The following is a 13689-nucleotide window of genomic DNA, read 5'->3' as shown; positions in this document are numbered from 1 at the left end:
TACCACGTTTCGTCAGTCGGCGTAGCGCAGCACTCCGAGGATCGCCTGTTCGTCGGGCGGCTCGGCACTCACGCAGTCCTGCAGCGCCGACCTGACGGTGTCGGCGCACATGTCGGCGCCGATCAGCACCAGCGTGGTCGCGCGCTGTTCGGAGCTGTCCCAGCGCCGCCGGGAGAACCGTAACGAACTGCCGACCAGTTGCAGGAGAAACTTACGCCCGGAGCCGGCCGCGCCGAAATCGATGAAACCCTTCGCCCGGTACAGGCCGGCGGGCCGGTCTCGCAGGAAGTCCATCAGCCGGCGGGGATCGAGTGCCCGGTCGGTGGTGAACTCCACGCTCTGATAGGCAGCGTGCTCGTGATGATCGTGGTCGTGTGTATCCCACAGCAATTCGTCGAGGCTGAGCTGACCCGCTCGCGGCGTCCGCTCCGGCGCGTCGATCAGCAGAGCCGGATCCACGCGACCGAACTCGGTGGGCAGCACCGGAACCCGTGGATTGAGCTCGCGAACCTTATCGGTGACGCAGGCGAGCTCGTCGGCGCTGACCTGATCCGCCTTGTTGAGCACGACCAGATCCGCCACGCGCACACTGTGTCCCAGGTCGGCGCGGGCGAATTCGACTGCGTCGACCATCAACACCAGACCCGCGTAGTGATACCGGCTGTCGGCGGCGGTCGCCAGGGTGCGAGCCAGCGCGGACGGCTCGGCGACGCCGCTGGCCTCCACCACGATGAGGTCCAGCCGGGGCTTGACCGCCGCCAGCTTGCCCAGCATGTCGGCCGCTTCATCGGCGTCGACCGCGCAGCAGATGCAGCCGTTGGACAGCGACGCCATCGCATCCACCTGCCCCGCGATCAGCATGGCGTCGATGTTGACCGCGCCGAAGTCGTTGACGAGGGCGCCGATCCGCACGCCGCGGCTGTTGCGCAGCAGGTGGTTGAGCAGCGTGGTCTTACCCGCGCCGAGATGACCCGCGACCGCCAGTACAGGTACCGATCCCGACGCCGTCATCCGGCCATCGTAGGGATATCGGCAACCCTGCGTCGGCTAAGTTAATGGCCAATCTGAAATCGAACGATCACAAGATCTCGGCTGTTATGCCGCTAGCGCGGCATTATTGATGCTGGTCACTTGAGAATGATCATTTACTTAATGCTTGCCGCAGGGCGGCCGGATGTGACATGCTCCACACGCGGCCGGGGGTCGAGAGCTCCCCCACGCGCACACCGTCGCGGAAGGATGTCGATGAGCTTCGAGTTGCCCGCAGCCAAAGGACCGATGCATGACGTGCTGGTCCAGGGCGGCTACGTGCTCGGGTTCTCGGTGCAGGCCATCGTCAGCGTCGTCGTCGCGGTCCTGCGCCGACGACTGGTCGCCGACGAGGTGGTGATGACCGAGCTGACCCACTGCATCCGGCGTAAGAAGGCTTGGAGTTCGATGCGGCAGATGGTGTTGGGTCAGCGGGGCTTTCGGTGTCGAATCAGTGTCCGCGATCACCGAGGCTGTACTCAGGGACAAATCCGGCGCGGGATTTGTCCCTGATGTGAATCTCGGTGCGGTCGGCCCACTGTTTTGTCGGCCCACTGTTTGTCGGCCTCCGGTTTTGTCGGGCCCTGCGCCATAATTGGTGTTATGTCCTCGCCGGCAACACCTTTCGACTCTGACGCGGTGAGTCCCGCGCAGCGGTTGGCCACCACCGTCGGCCAACTAGGCATGAGCCCGGCATCGTGCCGGGCCGGATAACGCTGGCCGCCAGGCGAATTCGCGCCGGTGCAGACAGCTCCCGGCTCGACACATTCAGGCGCGCGACACTGCGCCCGCGCATGAGCGGTGAGCAGCGGTGAGTGACTGCCTACTCGGGTTTCGTCGCGGCATGCAGCGCGACGATGCCGCCAGTCAGGTTGCGCCAGCGCACATTTGACCAGCCGGCCGTTCCGATGCGGCGGGCCAGCTCAGCCTGATCGGGCCACGCCCGGATCGACTCGGCAAGGTAGACGTAGGCCTCGGGGTTGCTCGACACGGCCGTCGCCATCGCGGGCAGGGCCCGCATCAGGTACTCCTTGTAGACCGTGGCGAACGCGCGATTGGTCGGCGTCGAGAATTCGCACACGACGAGCCGGCCGCCGGGCCGCGTCACGCGGGCCATCTCCCGCAGCCCTTCCACGTGGTCGACGACGTTGCGCAGCCCGAAGCTGATAGTTACCGCGTCGAACACGCCGTCGGCGAACGGCAGCCTGGTGGCGTCGGCCCCGACCTTGGGGACCGGCCGGTCGGCGCCGGCCGCCAGCATCCCGACCGAGAAGTCCGCGGCGACGCACCAGGCGCCGGAGCTGGCCAGTTCGACCGTCGACACCGCGGTGCCTGCCGCGAGATCCAGCACCTTGTCCCCCGGCCCGATCCCCAATGCCGCGCGGGTTTCACGCCGCCAGAACCGGTCCTGGCCCAGCGACATCACGGTGTTGGTCAGGTCGTAGCGCCGCGCCACCGCATCGAACATCGACGCGACCTCATGCGGGTTCTTCTCCAGGCTCGCTCGACTCACCGTGCTGACGCTACCCGGCCGGTCGGTCACAGCCATGCGCGGTGCCGCCGCAGGTACCGGTGCTTGACCAGCTGCGCGCACGAGGCATAGCTGACGGCGACCACGGCCAGCCACAGCACGTAGGCAGCAGGCAGCGGCGTCATGTGCAGCGGCTCGGCCAGCGGCGTCACGGGTAGCACCAGGCCGATGGATGCCGCGCACCACAGCGCCAGCACCACCGTCGCCGCAGGACCGGGGCGTCGCCACGGCAGTTCGCGGGTGCGCAGCACGAGCACGATCAGCAGCTGGGTCAGCAGACCTTCGACAAACCAGCCGGTTTGGAACAGCGACGGCGCATGGGCACCCCCGAACCACCACCACAGCGCTCCGAAGGTGGCGAGGTCGAACAGCGAGCTGAGTGGGCCGAACGTCAGCATGAATCCGATGAGCCCGCCGGAGCGCCAGCGCTGCGGGACCCGCAGATAGTCGTCGTCAACGCGGTCCCATGACAGCCCAGCTGGGCGGTGTCATATAGGAGGTTCTGAACCATCAGCTGGATCGGCAGGATCGGCAGGAACGGCAGCAGCACGCTGGCCGCCAACACCGAGAGCACGTTGCCGAAATTCGAACTGGCCGTGATCTTGACGTACTTCATGGTGTTGGCCAGCGTGCGACGTCCTTCGACAACACCCCGCGCGACGACGGCGAGGTCACGGTCGAGCAGGATCAGATCGGCAGCCTGCTTGGCGACGTCAGCCGCGGTGTCGGCGGCGATCCCCACGTCCGCGATCCGCAGTGCTGCGACGTCGTTGACGCCGTCGCCGAGGTAACCGACGGCGTGCCCTTCCTGCCGCAGCGCCGCGACGATGCGCGCCTTGTGTGCCGGTGTCAGCTCGGCGAACACGTCCGCCGCGACGGCAAGCGCGCGTAGCTCCAGATCGCCTGCGTCATCCACGTCGGATCCGAGAATCGTTGCGTGGGCGTCCAACCCGACGTGGTTGGCCACCTGTGCAGCGACCACCCGGCTGTCGCCGGTGAGGATCTTCACCCCGACTCCGTGATCGGCCAGGCTGGTGACGGTCGCGGCCGCACTCTCCCGAATCGGGTCCACAAAGCCGACGAAACCGACCAGCACCAAGCCGAATTCGTCCGATTCGCCGTAGTTCTCCCACCGCGCGGGCAGCTCCTTGACCGCCACGGCCAACACCCGCATGCCCTGGCGTCGGTAGGCCGCCACGATCTCGTCGGCCTCGGCGGTGAGCTCGTCGTCGAATGCGATAACCTTGTTGTCGATGCGGATCTCGCTGCAGCGGGCCAACACCTGGTCGGGATCGCCCTTGCAGATCATGATGTGCTCATCGCGCTGCCGGGTGACCACGACGGTGTTGCGGCGCCGACGATGGTTGAACGCGACCTCGTCGACCTTGGTGAACGCGGCGTCGGCGATGAACTCCATCTGCCCGCCGCCGAGTAGTTCGAGGATGGCGGCGTCGAGCGGGCTGTGCGCGCAGTCCTGGAAATGTACGCTCAGATAGGCGAATTCGGCCACGGCCTCGTCGGGTCGTCCCGCGACGTCGATGCTGTGGGCGTAGATGATGCGGTCCTCGGTGAGGGTTCCGGTCTTGTCCACGCACAGCACGTCCATCGCGCCGAGATCCTGAATGGCGTTGAGCCGCCGCACGACAACCTTTTCGGTGACCAGTCGGGTCGCTCCGCGAGCCAGGTTCGTCGTGACGATGACGGGCAGCATCTCGGGTGTGAGGCCCACGGCGACGGCGACGGCGAACATCGCCGCTTGCGCCCACACTCCGCTGACCAGACCGTTGACGACGAACACGATGGGCGCCATCACCAGCATGAAGCGGATCAGGGTCCAGCCGACCGCGCGGACCCCGCGGTCGAAGCTGGATTCCGGTTGGATCGCGGCGGCCGACGTGGTCAACGATCCGGTGTAGGTGCGTGGTCCGGTGGCGATCACCACGCCGGTGGCGGCGCCGGCCACCACAGCCGTACCGGACAGACAGAGATTCGGCGCGTTGACAACCGCATGCCGCATCGCGACATCTGCATCTGACGCGCCAGGGCGGGCCGACTTCGACACCGGCAGCGATTCCCCCGACAGCACCGACTGATCGACCACGAGGTCGGTGGAGGTGATCAGCCGCACGTCGGCGGCGACGACGTCACCGGCGCACAGCAACACGATGTCGCCGGGGACGAGGTCGTGTGGCGATACCTCGCGCTCCATGGGTTCGTCGTCATCGTCGGCCCGGCGGCGCACCGTCACGGTCGATGACACCAGATCGTCGAGCGCACGCGTCGCGCGCTCAGAACGGGTCTGCTGCCACAACCGCAGCAGCACAGCCAGCGCGATCATGAGGCTGACGATCCCGGCACCCCGGATGTCGCGGACGAGCAGGAACACCACGTCGAGCCCCGCCAGCAACGCCACGAACGGGCTGCGGACCGCCGTCCGCACGCGGGTCCACGCGGTGTCCTCATCGTCGGGCGCGGGGTCGTTGTCGCCGAACCGGCTCAGCCGGTCAGCGGCCTCGGATTCGGTGAGCCCCCGCGGAGAACTGTGCACCTGGTGAAAAACCGTCAACACGGGTGCGGCGGCGAGCTCGCACAGGCGGTGGTTCTGATCGTCGAGGACAGTCCCGAGGCCGGCCGCGTTGTCTGTCATCGTCGGCCCCTCACGTGGTCGAAATAACCCTTGTCCACGGTACCCACGCGACTAGTGGTCGACGGGTTCCTCGACATTGACGTTCCATCGCACACTGGTCACCGACGGTTCCATGCTCAGCCGGCTGACCGCGGATTCCATCTGCCGGTCGTCGCGCTGATCGCTGAGCAACTCGGCCCGCACCTCGACGCCACCGTCATCGTCGGTATTGGTGCTCGCGATCGACTGCAGCCGGAAATCGGTGCGCGTCAAGGCCTGCACCACCAGTGCCCGGATATGCGCCTCGTGCTCGTCGCGCGTGGCGGCCACGAACACATATGACGTCGGCTGCTCGTCGCCCGTCTCGGGAATGCGGTCGACGGCGCGGCCGACGAAACGCAGTGCGATGTTGACCAGAACGACCACGACGGTTCCGGCGGCGGCCACATCGAACAGCCCGGCGCCCGACAGCGCACCGACCGCGGCCGAACACCACAAGGTCGCGGCGGTGTTGAGTCCCCGAACGCTCAGCCCGTCGCGCATGATGACGCCGGCGCCGAGAAAGCCGATGCCCGAGACGATTTGGGCGGCCACGCGGGTGGGGTCAGCGGTCCCGGCATCGCTGCTGAAGCCGTGCGCCGACAACAGCACGAACAGCGTCGACCCCACGGCCACGAGGGCGTTGGTCCGCAAACCCGCCATCCGGGCCCGGTACTGGCGTTCCAGCCCGATCACGGTGCCCAAGCCGACACCGGATCCGATGCGCAGCAGCATCTCCAGCGTGGTCATCTCACACTCCTCTCGGCCGTGGGCAGACGGTTGGACAACAAGCAGTCAACCAGGAAACTCAAACACTTGCACAAGTGTTGAGTATGAGACAGTCTAGGTCAGGGACATCGAGAGGAGTTCCGTGCCCGCCCCCACCGCCGCGCCCGACCCGACCGACCCTGTGTCGCCCCGGGTGCTTCAGGACACCGCGTCGCTGTTCGGTCTGTTGTCGGCCACTGTCCGGCTGCACATCCTGTGGCTGCTCGACAGCGGTGAGCAGGACGTCGGCACGCTGGCCGACAAGACCGGCCAAAGCGTCGCCACGGTCAGCCATCACCTCGGCAAACTCAAGCTCGCGGGCTTGGTCCGTGCCCAGCGGCAGGGCAAGCGGCAGGTGTACGTCGCCACCGACGACAATGCCCTCGCGGTGATCCGCGTGGCGCTCAGCGCCGCTCAACCCGCCCTCAGGGTGTCCGACACCGCCCGCCACGCGTAACGGAACGACTCACCCGGCATGCCGGCGCAGCGTCATACCGGCGCCCGGCTGCACAGCCTCGTAGTGCCCGAGCAGTTCATCGCAGATCGCCGGCCAGGTACGGCCCAGCACACTGCGACGCGCGGCCACCGAGTACCGCGCCCGTTCGGCGATCAGATGATCGACCGCCGCAGGCAGCGCAGCCGTGAACTCGTCGACCCCGAGCAACAGGCCAGTTCGGTACGGCGCCACCAGATCTCGTGGTCCGCCGGCGTCAGGAGCGATCACCGGCAGACCCGAAGCCATCGCCTCCTGAACCGCCTGGCAGAACGTCTCGTGCTCACCGGGATGGACGAACACATCCATGCTGGCATACGCCGCGGCCAACGCCTCACCGCGCAGTTCGCCGGTGAAAACCGCCGAGGGAAGCACTGTTTGGAGCTTCGCACGGTCGATCCCGTCGCCGACGATCACGAGCTGCAGGTCATCGCGCGCAGCGATGGCGGCCAGCCGTTCCACATGCTTTTCCGGTGCCAGCCGGCCGACGAATCCGACCACCGCGCGGCCATCCGGCGACCACGACGCACGTAGGGCGTCGTCGCGCGCCGACGGCGCGAATCCGGTGATGTCCACCCCGCGCGCCCACTTGTAGACCCGTGGAATGCCATGGGCTTCAAGGTTTTCGATTGCGGAGGTGGATGGGGCGAGAGTGCGGTCGGCCTTGGCGTGCAGCCGACGCGTCCACGCCCACGACGCCCGCGACAGCACGCCAACCCCGTAGCTCTCGGCGAAACCGGCGACGTCGGTCTGGAACACCGCGACAGTCGGCACACCCAGATAACGGGCGGCATGCACGCCGCCCCAGCCGAGCAGGGCGGGCGACGCAAGGTGCACGACGTCGGGCGCGAACCCGCGCAGCACACTCACCATCCGGGGCCGCGGTACGCCCAGGGGCAGCGAGGTCACTTTCGGGAACATGTGCGACGGCACCCGATGCACCCGGATACCGTCGTAGACCCGGTCGGCCGGCGGTTGCCGGCGCGGGGTGTCCGGAGCGATGACGAGCACCTCATGGCCGGTACGGCGGAGATGCTCGATCACCCGAAGCACGGAGTTGGTGACGCCGTTGACATTCGGGAGGAAGGACTCTGCAACGATTGCCACGCGCACGTCACGATCGTCTCAGCGGCACCTGTCGCAAAGGTTGCCGACGGGGATACGACACGCAAAAACCTGACCTGCGCGCTCGCGTCATCCTGGGACTACGCTCAGTTGGCATGCGATTCACGCGGTTGCTCGGCGCGCTGGCGATGAGCCTGGCACTGACCACCGCGGGCTGCACCCAGGTGGTCTCCGGCGTCGCGGCACCCGACCCCAATGGGCCGCCGACCGAGATCACCAAGGACGGTTCGGGCATCCAGGTGGGGTTCGCCGATGCGGCGCTGCAGATCGAGATCTTCACCGAACCCCAGTGCCCGCACTGCGCTCAGCTGCAGCACGACTTCGGCGACGAGATCAGCAGCTACATCAACCTCGGCGAGCTTGCCGTCACCTACCGCCCGATGACGTTCCTCGACGTCGACGGCCACGACTACTCGGCGCGGGTCAGCAATGCCCTGTTCCTCGCGGCAGGCCCAGGCACCGGCGGCGTGCAATTCCAGCGCTACGTCGAGGATCTGTGGAGCCACCAGCAGCCCGGCGGCCAGGCACCGAGTGATCAGGAGCTGGCCGACATGGCGCACGAGAGCGGAGTCGGGTCGCAGCATGTCGCCAAAATCGCCGCCGGTGAGCCCGGAGTCGACACCGGCGAGATGGCAGACCAGAACGTCGAATTCCTCAGCGAGATCCAGGACACCATCGGCACTCCGACGGTCTACGACCTGAAGAACGACAAGATCATCGACATCTACGACAACAACTGGCTGGCCAAGCTCTTGTCTGCGATCTGACGTCGGTCGAGCCGTTTTTGCAGCACCGCCAGCCCGGCCAGCGCCGCAGCGGCCACCAGCCAGCCCACGACCGCGATGGACCCGGCCGGGATGATCGCCAACGAAGCGTTGCGGTCGCGCACCCGTACCAGGTCAGGGTCGTTCTTGTCGTATTCGACGTAGATCCGCATGCCGGTGTCGAGCTCGGAGGGATAGAGCACCCCGAGCTCGGGTCGGTAGGTCACCCGATCGGGCGTGACGAACTCGATGGTCGAACGCCGCGGCCCCGCGCTGAGCACCTCGGCGGCGGCCACTCCCATGTGCCGCTCGATCTGACGGTCGTTGCGCCAGGCGCCGAGCACCAGCAGCACCGACTGCAGGGTCACCAGACACGCGAGGATCACCACCCCGATGCGGACGCGGCGGATGACGCGCTGCGCACGGGTCTCGCAGGCCTCGCCCGAGAGCCGCGGCAGCAGGGCCTGCGCCGACGCGCGCAGCCGGTGCACGGCCGCGCTCACGCGCACTCTCACAACGCTGCCTTGATGGACGCGTGCAGCGCGCGCAACGAGGACCGGTCGGCCTTCACCTCCAGCACCCGCATGGCGCCACCGCGTTCGGCCAGCGCGTCAGCGAGCCCGTCGACCTCGATCTGGCGGTGTTCGACGTGGTAGGCGCGGCACAGGGCACCGACGTCGACATCGTGCGGCGTGCCGAAGACACGGGACGACACGTCGGTGAACCGCGGGTCGCCCTGTTCGAGCAGTTCGAAGATGCCTCCACCGTTGTCGTTGGAGACGACGATGGTCAGCTCGCGCGGCGTGGGTTCGGTCGGCCCGATCAAGAGCCCAGAGCTGTCGTGTACGAAGGTCAGATCGCCCATGAGAGCGATCGTCCGGCCGACGCGCTCGTGAGCCAGGGCTGCGCCGACGGCCGTCGACACCGTGCCGTCGATCCCGGCCACCCCTCGGTTCGACTGCACCTTCACCCCTGTGGCGTCCAGCGCCACCAAGGCAGCGTCCCGCACGGGGTTCGACGCACCGAGCACCAGCTGGTCTCCGGGACGTACCGCAGCGGCCACCGCCGCGGCGACGTGCAGGCCGGTGGTCAACGGATGCGCCTTGAGCTGGTCGCGCACCGCAGTTACCGCGTGCCGGTTCACCTCGGCGCAGCGGCGCAGCCAGGCAGCGTGCGGCGTGCCCGAGGTCACCGCGCGGGTGCCGGTGGCCTGCGAGTTGCCCGAGACGTCGGGCCAGCGCGGGCCTGTCGTCAACGCATAGACCGGCACCGACGGGTCCGCCAGCAGCGACGACACCGGGCGGTGCAGAGTCGGCCGACCCAGCATGATCACCTGCTGCGGATGCACGAGCCGCAGCGCCAACGGGTGCAGCGGGTTGGCGGCAGGCGGCGCCGTCGGCTCGGCGACCGTCGGCAGCTCCGCCAGGTTCGGATGCACACCCGCGCCGTGCCCGGCGATCACCACGGTGTCGGGCGTCAGGTCGATGTCCAGTGGTTGATCGAACGTGACCGGCGGGGTGAAGGTCCACGGCTTGCCGGCGGGCCTGCCGTCGGGAAACACGGCCGACGTGCCTGCGGCGTCGTCGGGAACCAGCGGTTCGCGCAGCGGGATGTCGAATTGCACCGGGCCTGCGTTGGCGGTGCGCGAGCCGGTGGCGGCCGCGATCACCCGGCACGTCGCCGAGCGCCACTGTGCATTGAGTGCATCCATCTCGCCGTGCGCCCCGCCACTGAGGTCGGGGGCGAGCCCGAGGCTGATGTTGGCCCGAACCTGGGTGCCGAAGTAGCCGAGCTGTTCGAAGGTCTGATTGGCACCTGTTCCGAGCAACTCATAGGGCCGGTTGGCGCTCAGCACGATCAGCGGAACCCGCGCGTAATTGGCCTCGACCACTGCTGGGCCGAGATTGGCCACCGCGGTGCCAGACGTCATCGCCACGCAGACCGGGGCGCGTTGCGTGCCCTCGGCTCCGCAGGCCAGGCCGATCGCCAGGTAGCCGGCAGTACGTTCATCGATACGCACGTGCAACCGGATCCGGCCTGCGCGATCGGCATCGGACAGCGCGAACGCGAGCGGGGCGTTGCGTGATCCGGGACACAGCACGACATCGCGGACGCCGCCGCGAATGAGTTCGTCGACGACGACACGGGCCTGTGCCGTCGATGGGTTCACCACTACAGCCTATTGGGCTCGTGATTCAGCGAAGAAATTGAGGATCGCGGCGTTGACTTCCTGCGGTTTCTCGATAAAGCCCAGGTGGCCGGTGTCGGGAATCTCCAGGTAGCGGGCGTTCGGGATGGCCTTGGCCACTTCCTGCCCGAGATGTGGCGGCAACACCACATCGTCGGCGAACCCGACGATGAGCACCGGGGTGCGAATGGCCGCGTAGGCGGGCAAGCGGTTGCCGTCGGGGCCGACGTCGAGTTGCGCACGCAAGCCGGGCGTCGGCTTGGTGGGCCACATGGTGAACATCTCGCTCCAGTCCCGAGCCGATACGTCGTTGTTGAGCGTCTTCGGCGAAAAGCTTTCCAGCATGCGCACTTTCGCGTCGAACGTCGGCGGCAGTTGCACACCGGAACTGTCCAGGTCGCGTTCGGCCTCCCGGAAGAAATCGCGCGCACGATCATGCCGACCGCGAGTGGCCAGCAGGACGGCCGAATGCACCAGCTCGGGGCGGGCCAGCATCAGTTCCTGCGCGATGAACGATCCCATCGACACTCCGACGATGCGTACCGGCGCCGCGTCGAGCTTCTCGATCAGCTCAGCGGTGTCGGCCACCATCTGGGCGGTATCGAATCCCTCCGCGTTCTCGGTTGCCCCGATACCGCGGTTGTCGAAGGTGATGCAGCGATAGCCCGCACGCTGAAACTCCGGCACCTGGTGCAGATGCCAGGTGCGGCCGGCGCCACCGCGGCCCGCGATGAAAAGCACCGGCTCACCTTTGCCTCGTTCGTCGTAAGCCAGGTTCACCCGGCCGACATTACTGCCCGAGGCAGCTCCGATTCAGCGGCGGGCGCGCACGGCGTCGAGTGCGCGGTCCCACAGCAGCAGCGTCGTCGCTTTGAGTGCGGCGGGCTTCATGGCGTCCTTCGACAGCATGGCCGTCGCGGCCGCTTTGGTCGCTGCGGACGCCTTGGACATGTGACCGGAATCGAACGGCGGCTGCGGGTCGTACTCGATGCCCAGTTGGATGGCCTTGGCCTTGGCTTCGCCCGCGATCTGGCCGGCAAGCCACATCGCCAGGTCGATGCCCGCCGAGACACCAGCCGCGGTCACGATCTGATCCCCTGCGTTGACGATCCGCTCGTCGGAGACCGGCGTCACGCCCAAGGTTTTCAGCACCGGCAAGGCCATCCAATGCGACGTCGCGCGGCGGTCCCGCAGGATGCCCGCGGCAGCCAGCAGCACCGAACCCGAGCACACCGACGTAGTCCAGCTCGCAGTCTCATGGGCCCGACGCAGCCACGCTATGAGCTTCTCGTCGCGGGTGTGCTCGATGGTCGTCGGGCCGCCGGGCACGAGAATGAGGTCCGGAGAAGGGGTTTCGTCAAACGAGTGGGTGGCACCGATGACGAGCACACCGGAGTCGGCGGTGATCGGGCCTGGTTCATGCCACACGAATCGAACCTCGGCGTCGGGCAGGTAGTGCAGGATCTCGTAGGGCCCGATGAAGTCGAGCGCGGTGAATCCGGGGTACAGGACGATGGCGATCTGCATGTCTCCTCTTTCAGGCGAAGGTTTTTCGGTATTGGTCGGGTGAAATGCCAATCCGCCGAACAAAGTTGCGGCGCATGGTCTCTGCGGTACCGAACCCACAGCGCGTCGCGATGACGGTCACGGTGTCGTCGGTCTCCTCAAGTTGACGGCGCGCGGCATCGGTGCGGATTCGCTCGACGTAGGCACCCGGCGCCTCACCGACCTCATCGGTGAACACCCGGGTGAAGTGGCGTGGGCTCATGGCGGCCCGTCGCGCGAGTTCGGCGATGCTGTGCGCGCCACCAGGTTGGGCCTCGATGGCTTCCTGGACATCGCGGATCGGTTCACGTTTGGCACGCGGCATCCACACCGGCGCGGCGAACTGTGTCTGCCCGCCCGGACGCCGCAGGTAGAGCACCAGCCAGCGTGCGACGGTCTGGGCGACATCGGTGCCGAAGTCGTCCTCGACCAGCTTGAGCGCCAGGTCGATACCCGAGGTGACGCCCGCTGCCGTCCAGATGCGGTCGGAGCTGCGGACGAAGATCGGCTCGGGATCGACTGCCACCGTGGGGAACTCCTCGGCCAAGCGACCGGCCGAGGCCCAGTGGGTGGTGGCCGGGCATCCGTCGAGCAACCCGGCCTGGGCTGCGATGAACGCGCCGGTGCACACCGTCACGACGCGGCGGGCGTGCGGCGTCGCGGTTCTGATCCAGTCGATGACGGCCGGGTTGGCCCGCGCGGTGTCGGCGCCCACACCGCCCGGGATGACGATGGTGTCGATCGGCAGGTTCGGATCCGGCGGTGGTTGGGCGACGAACTCCAGTCCGGTGAGGGTCGTGACGGGCTGACCGTCAATCGACACCAGTGCGGCGGTGTAGCCCTCGTCGGTGCGGCCCTGACTGGCCAGGTGCAGGGTCGCGCCGGTGAACACGTCGAACGGTCCGACCAGGTCGAGCGCTTGTACGCCCGCGTAGCCGAGAATCACCACCGATCGCGTCATGACTTCAGTCTTGGCGATATCGAGCATGTCGTCTATGCCATGGACCCCACAGATCAGGACATGACCAAGGTTGTCGGATGGTGTCGCGATGATCGGCGCTATGACTGAATACACCTACCGTGCGGACTGGTCGCACGAGACGCGCGAGTATCTGGGCCAGTGCCTTGAGTTCCCCTATTTGTGGTGGCGGGCGTTGACGCCGGAGGACGCGATCGCCGGAGTCGCCAAGAAGGTGGCCGATGAGGTGGCGGCGATCGTGTCCATCGATGGCAGACTGCCCGAGCCGTTGACCGACCGCCGATACAGCGGCAAGTTCATGGTCCGGGCCTCGCCGGTGCTGCATGCCAGGCTTGCCGTCGAGGCTTCCGAGCAGGGCGTGTCGCTGAACCAGTGGGTGGTGCAGAAGCTCGCCGCACGCCTACAGACTGTTGCGGAGTACTACTAGCTGAGTGTCTCTGCTCGGCGTGTTTCACCCTCGGCGTGTCGCGGCTCCGGAGGAATACCACCTCTGAAAATGCGCCACCACCAGCGATACCAAATAATCTGATACCGCCCGCGATAGCACGTTTCACAAGCCACCTACCCGACACTTCCAGATACTGCTGTGACGAATGTGGTTA

15 protein-coding genes are annotated in these 13689 nt (G+C 67.2%); 4 read left to right on the top strand and 11 right to left on the bottom strand.

Annotated features, from left to right (window positions below):
- Nucleotides 1–12 precede the first annotated feature (12 nt).
- Nucleotides 13–1011, bottom strand: a complete 999-nt coding sequence (locus tag A5784_RS13635) for a CobW family GTP-binding protein (protein ID WP_064945443.1) — start codon at nucleotides 1009–1011, stop codon at nucleotides 13–15.
- A 234-nt stretch (nucleotides 1012–1245) separates the two neighbouring features.
- Between A5784_RS13635 and A5784_RS38790 the strand changes: the two genes are divergently transcribed.
- On the top strand, nucleotides 1246–1542 hold the full coding sequence (locus A5784_RS38790; protein ID WP_197514739.1) for a hypothetical protein: 297 nt from the start codon (nucleotides 1246–1248) through the stop codon (nucleotides 1540–1542).
- Between the two features lie 310 nt (nucleotides 1543–1852).
- Here A5784_RS38790 and A5784_RS13625 read toward each other — a convergent pair whose 3' ends face one another.
- The 4 genes from A5784_RS13625 to A5784_RS13615 are packed head-to-tail and all read right to left on the bottom strand — an operon-like array spanning nucleotide 1853 to nucleotide 5975.
- Nucleotides 1853–2542, bottom strand: coding sequence for a demethylmenaquinone methyltransferase (locus A5784_RS13625; protein WP_064945465.1), 690 nt, complete (start codon nucleotides 2540–2542; stop codon nucleotides 1853–1855).
- A gap of 26 nt (nucleotides 2543–2568) precedes the next feature.
- A complete protein-coding gene (locus A5784_RS39150) occupies nucleotides 2569–3003 on the bottom strand; it encodes a cation transporting ATPase C-terminal domain-containing protein (protein ID WP_232006037.1) in 435 nt (144 codons plus the stop codon).
- Nucleotides 2952–5207 carry a magnesium-translocating P-type ATPase gene (gene mgtA, locus A5784_RS13620; protein WP_232006035.1) on the bottom strand — a complete coding sequence of 752 codons (2256 nt, stop codon included), beginning with the start codon at nucleotides 5205–5207 and terminating at the stop codon, nucleotides 2952–2954. The genes A5784_RS39150 and mgtA overlap by 52 nt, the downstream gene beginning before the upstream one ends.
- A gap of 51 nt (nucleotides 5208–5258) precedes the next feature.
- Entirely contained in the window at nucleotides 5259–5975 is a 717-nt protein-coding gene (locus A5784_RS13615; protein ID WP_064945441.1) for an MgtC/SapB family protein, read from the bottom strand.
- A 121-nt stretch (nucleotides 5976–6096) separates the two neighbouring features.
- Between A5784_RS13615 and A5784_RS13610 the strand changes: the two genes are divergently transcribed.
- The gene (locus A5784_RS13610) at nucleotides 6097–6450 is read left to right on the top strand and encodes an ArsR/SmtB family transcription factor (RefSeq protein ID WP_064945440.1); all 354 of its coding nucleotides are present in this window, start codon (nucleotides 6097–6099) and stop codon (nucleotides 6448–6450) included.
- A 9-nt stretch (nucleotides 6451–6459) separates the two neighbouring features.
- On the opposite strand, the gene A5784_RS13605 is transcribed toward A5784_RS13610, so the two are convergent.
- Nucleotides 6460–7599: a glycosyltransferase family 4 protein gene (locus A5784_RS13605; RefSeq protein ID WP_064945439.1), complete on the bottom strand. Its 1140-nt coding sequence runs from the start codon at nucleotides 7597–7599 to the stop codon at nucleotides 6460–6462.
- Between the two features lie 107 nt (nucleotides 7600–7706).
- Here A5784_RS13605 and A5784_RS13600 point away from each other — a divergent pair, with 107 nt between their 5' ends.
- Nucleotides 7707–8378 carry a DsbA family protein gene (locus tag A5784_RS13600; RefSeq protein ID WP_064945438.1) on the top strand — a complete coding sequence of 224 codons (672 nt, stop codon included), beginning with the start codon at nucleotides 7707–7709 and terminating at the stop codon, nucleotides 8376–8378.
- Here A5784_RS13600 and A5784_RS13595 read toward each other — a convergent pair.
- Genes A5784_RS13595 through A5784_RS13575 form a run of 5 tightly spaced genes read right to left on the bottom strand, consistent with a single transcriptional unit; the run spans nucleotide 8336 to nucleotide 13069 of the window.
- Nucleotides 8336–8878: a DUF3592 domain-containing protein gene (locus A5784_RS13595; RefSeq protein WP_197514741.1), complete on the bottom strand. Its 543-nt coding sequence runs from the start codon at nucleotides 8876–8878 to the stop codon at nucleotides 8336–8338. The genes A5784_RS13600 and A5784_RS13595 overlap by 43 nt on opposite strands.
- A gap of 8 nt (nucleotides 8879–8886) precedes the next feature.
- The gene (gene menD, locus A5784_RS13590) at nucleotides 8887–10545 is read right to left on the bottom strand and encodes a 2-succinyl-5-enolpyruvyl-6-hydroxy-3-cyclohexene-1-carboxylic-acid synthase (protein WP_064945463.1); all 1659 of its coding nucleotides are present in this window, start codon (nucleotides 10543–10545) and stop codon (nucleotides 8887–8889) included.
- 9 nt (nucleotides 10546–10554) lie between these two features.
- Entirely contained in the window at nucleotides 10555–11343 is a 789-nt protein-coding gene (locus A5784_RS13585; RefSeq protein WP_064945437.1) for an alpha/beta fold hydrolase, read from the bottom strand.
- 33 nt (nucleotides 11344–11376) lie between these two features.
- Nucleotides 11377–12090 (bottom strand): DJ-1/PfpI family protein, encoded by a 714-nt coding sequence (locus tag A5784_RS13580; RefSeq protein ID WP_064945436.1) that lies wholly within the window; start codon nucleotides 12088–12090, stop codon nucleotides 11377–11379.
- A 10-nt stretch (nucleotides 12091–12100) separates the two neighbouring features.
- Complete coding sequence (locus A5784_RS13575) at nucleotides 12101–13069, bottom strand: GlxA family transcriptional regulator (protein ID WP_064945462.1); 969 nt, start codon at nucleotides 13067–13069, stop codon at nucleotides 12101–12103.
- 100 nt (nucleotides 13070–13169) lie between these two features.
- Here A5784_RS13575 and A5784_RS13570 point away from each other — a divergent pair, with 100 nt between their 5' ends.
- Nucleotides 13170–13514 (top strand): type II toxin-antitoxin system HicB family antitoxin, encoded by a 345-nt coding sequence (locus A5784_RS13570; protein ID WP_064945435.1) that lies wholly within the window; start codon nucleotides 13170–13172, stop codon nucleotides 13512–13514.
- Nucleotides 13515–13689: the final 175 nt, after the last annotated feature.

The sequence above is a fragment of the Mycobacterium sp. 852013-50091_SCH5140682 genome (genome assembly GCF_001665685.1).
Classification (GTDB): domain Bacteria; phylum Actinomycetota; class Actinomycetes; order Mycobacteriales; family Mycobacteriaceae; genus Mycobacterium.
This window is presented reverse-complemented; position numbering and strand designations above follow the sequence as displayed.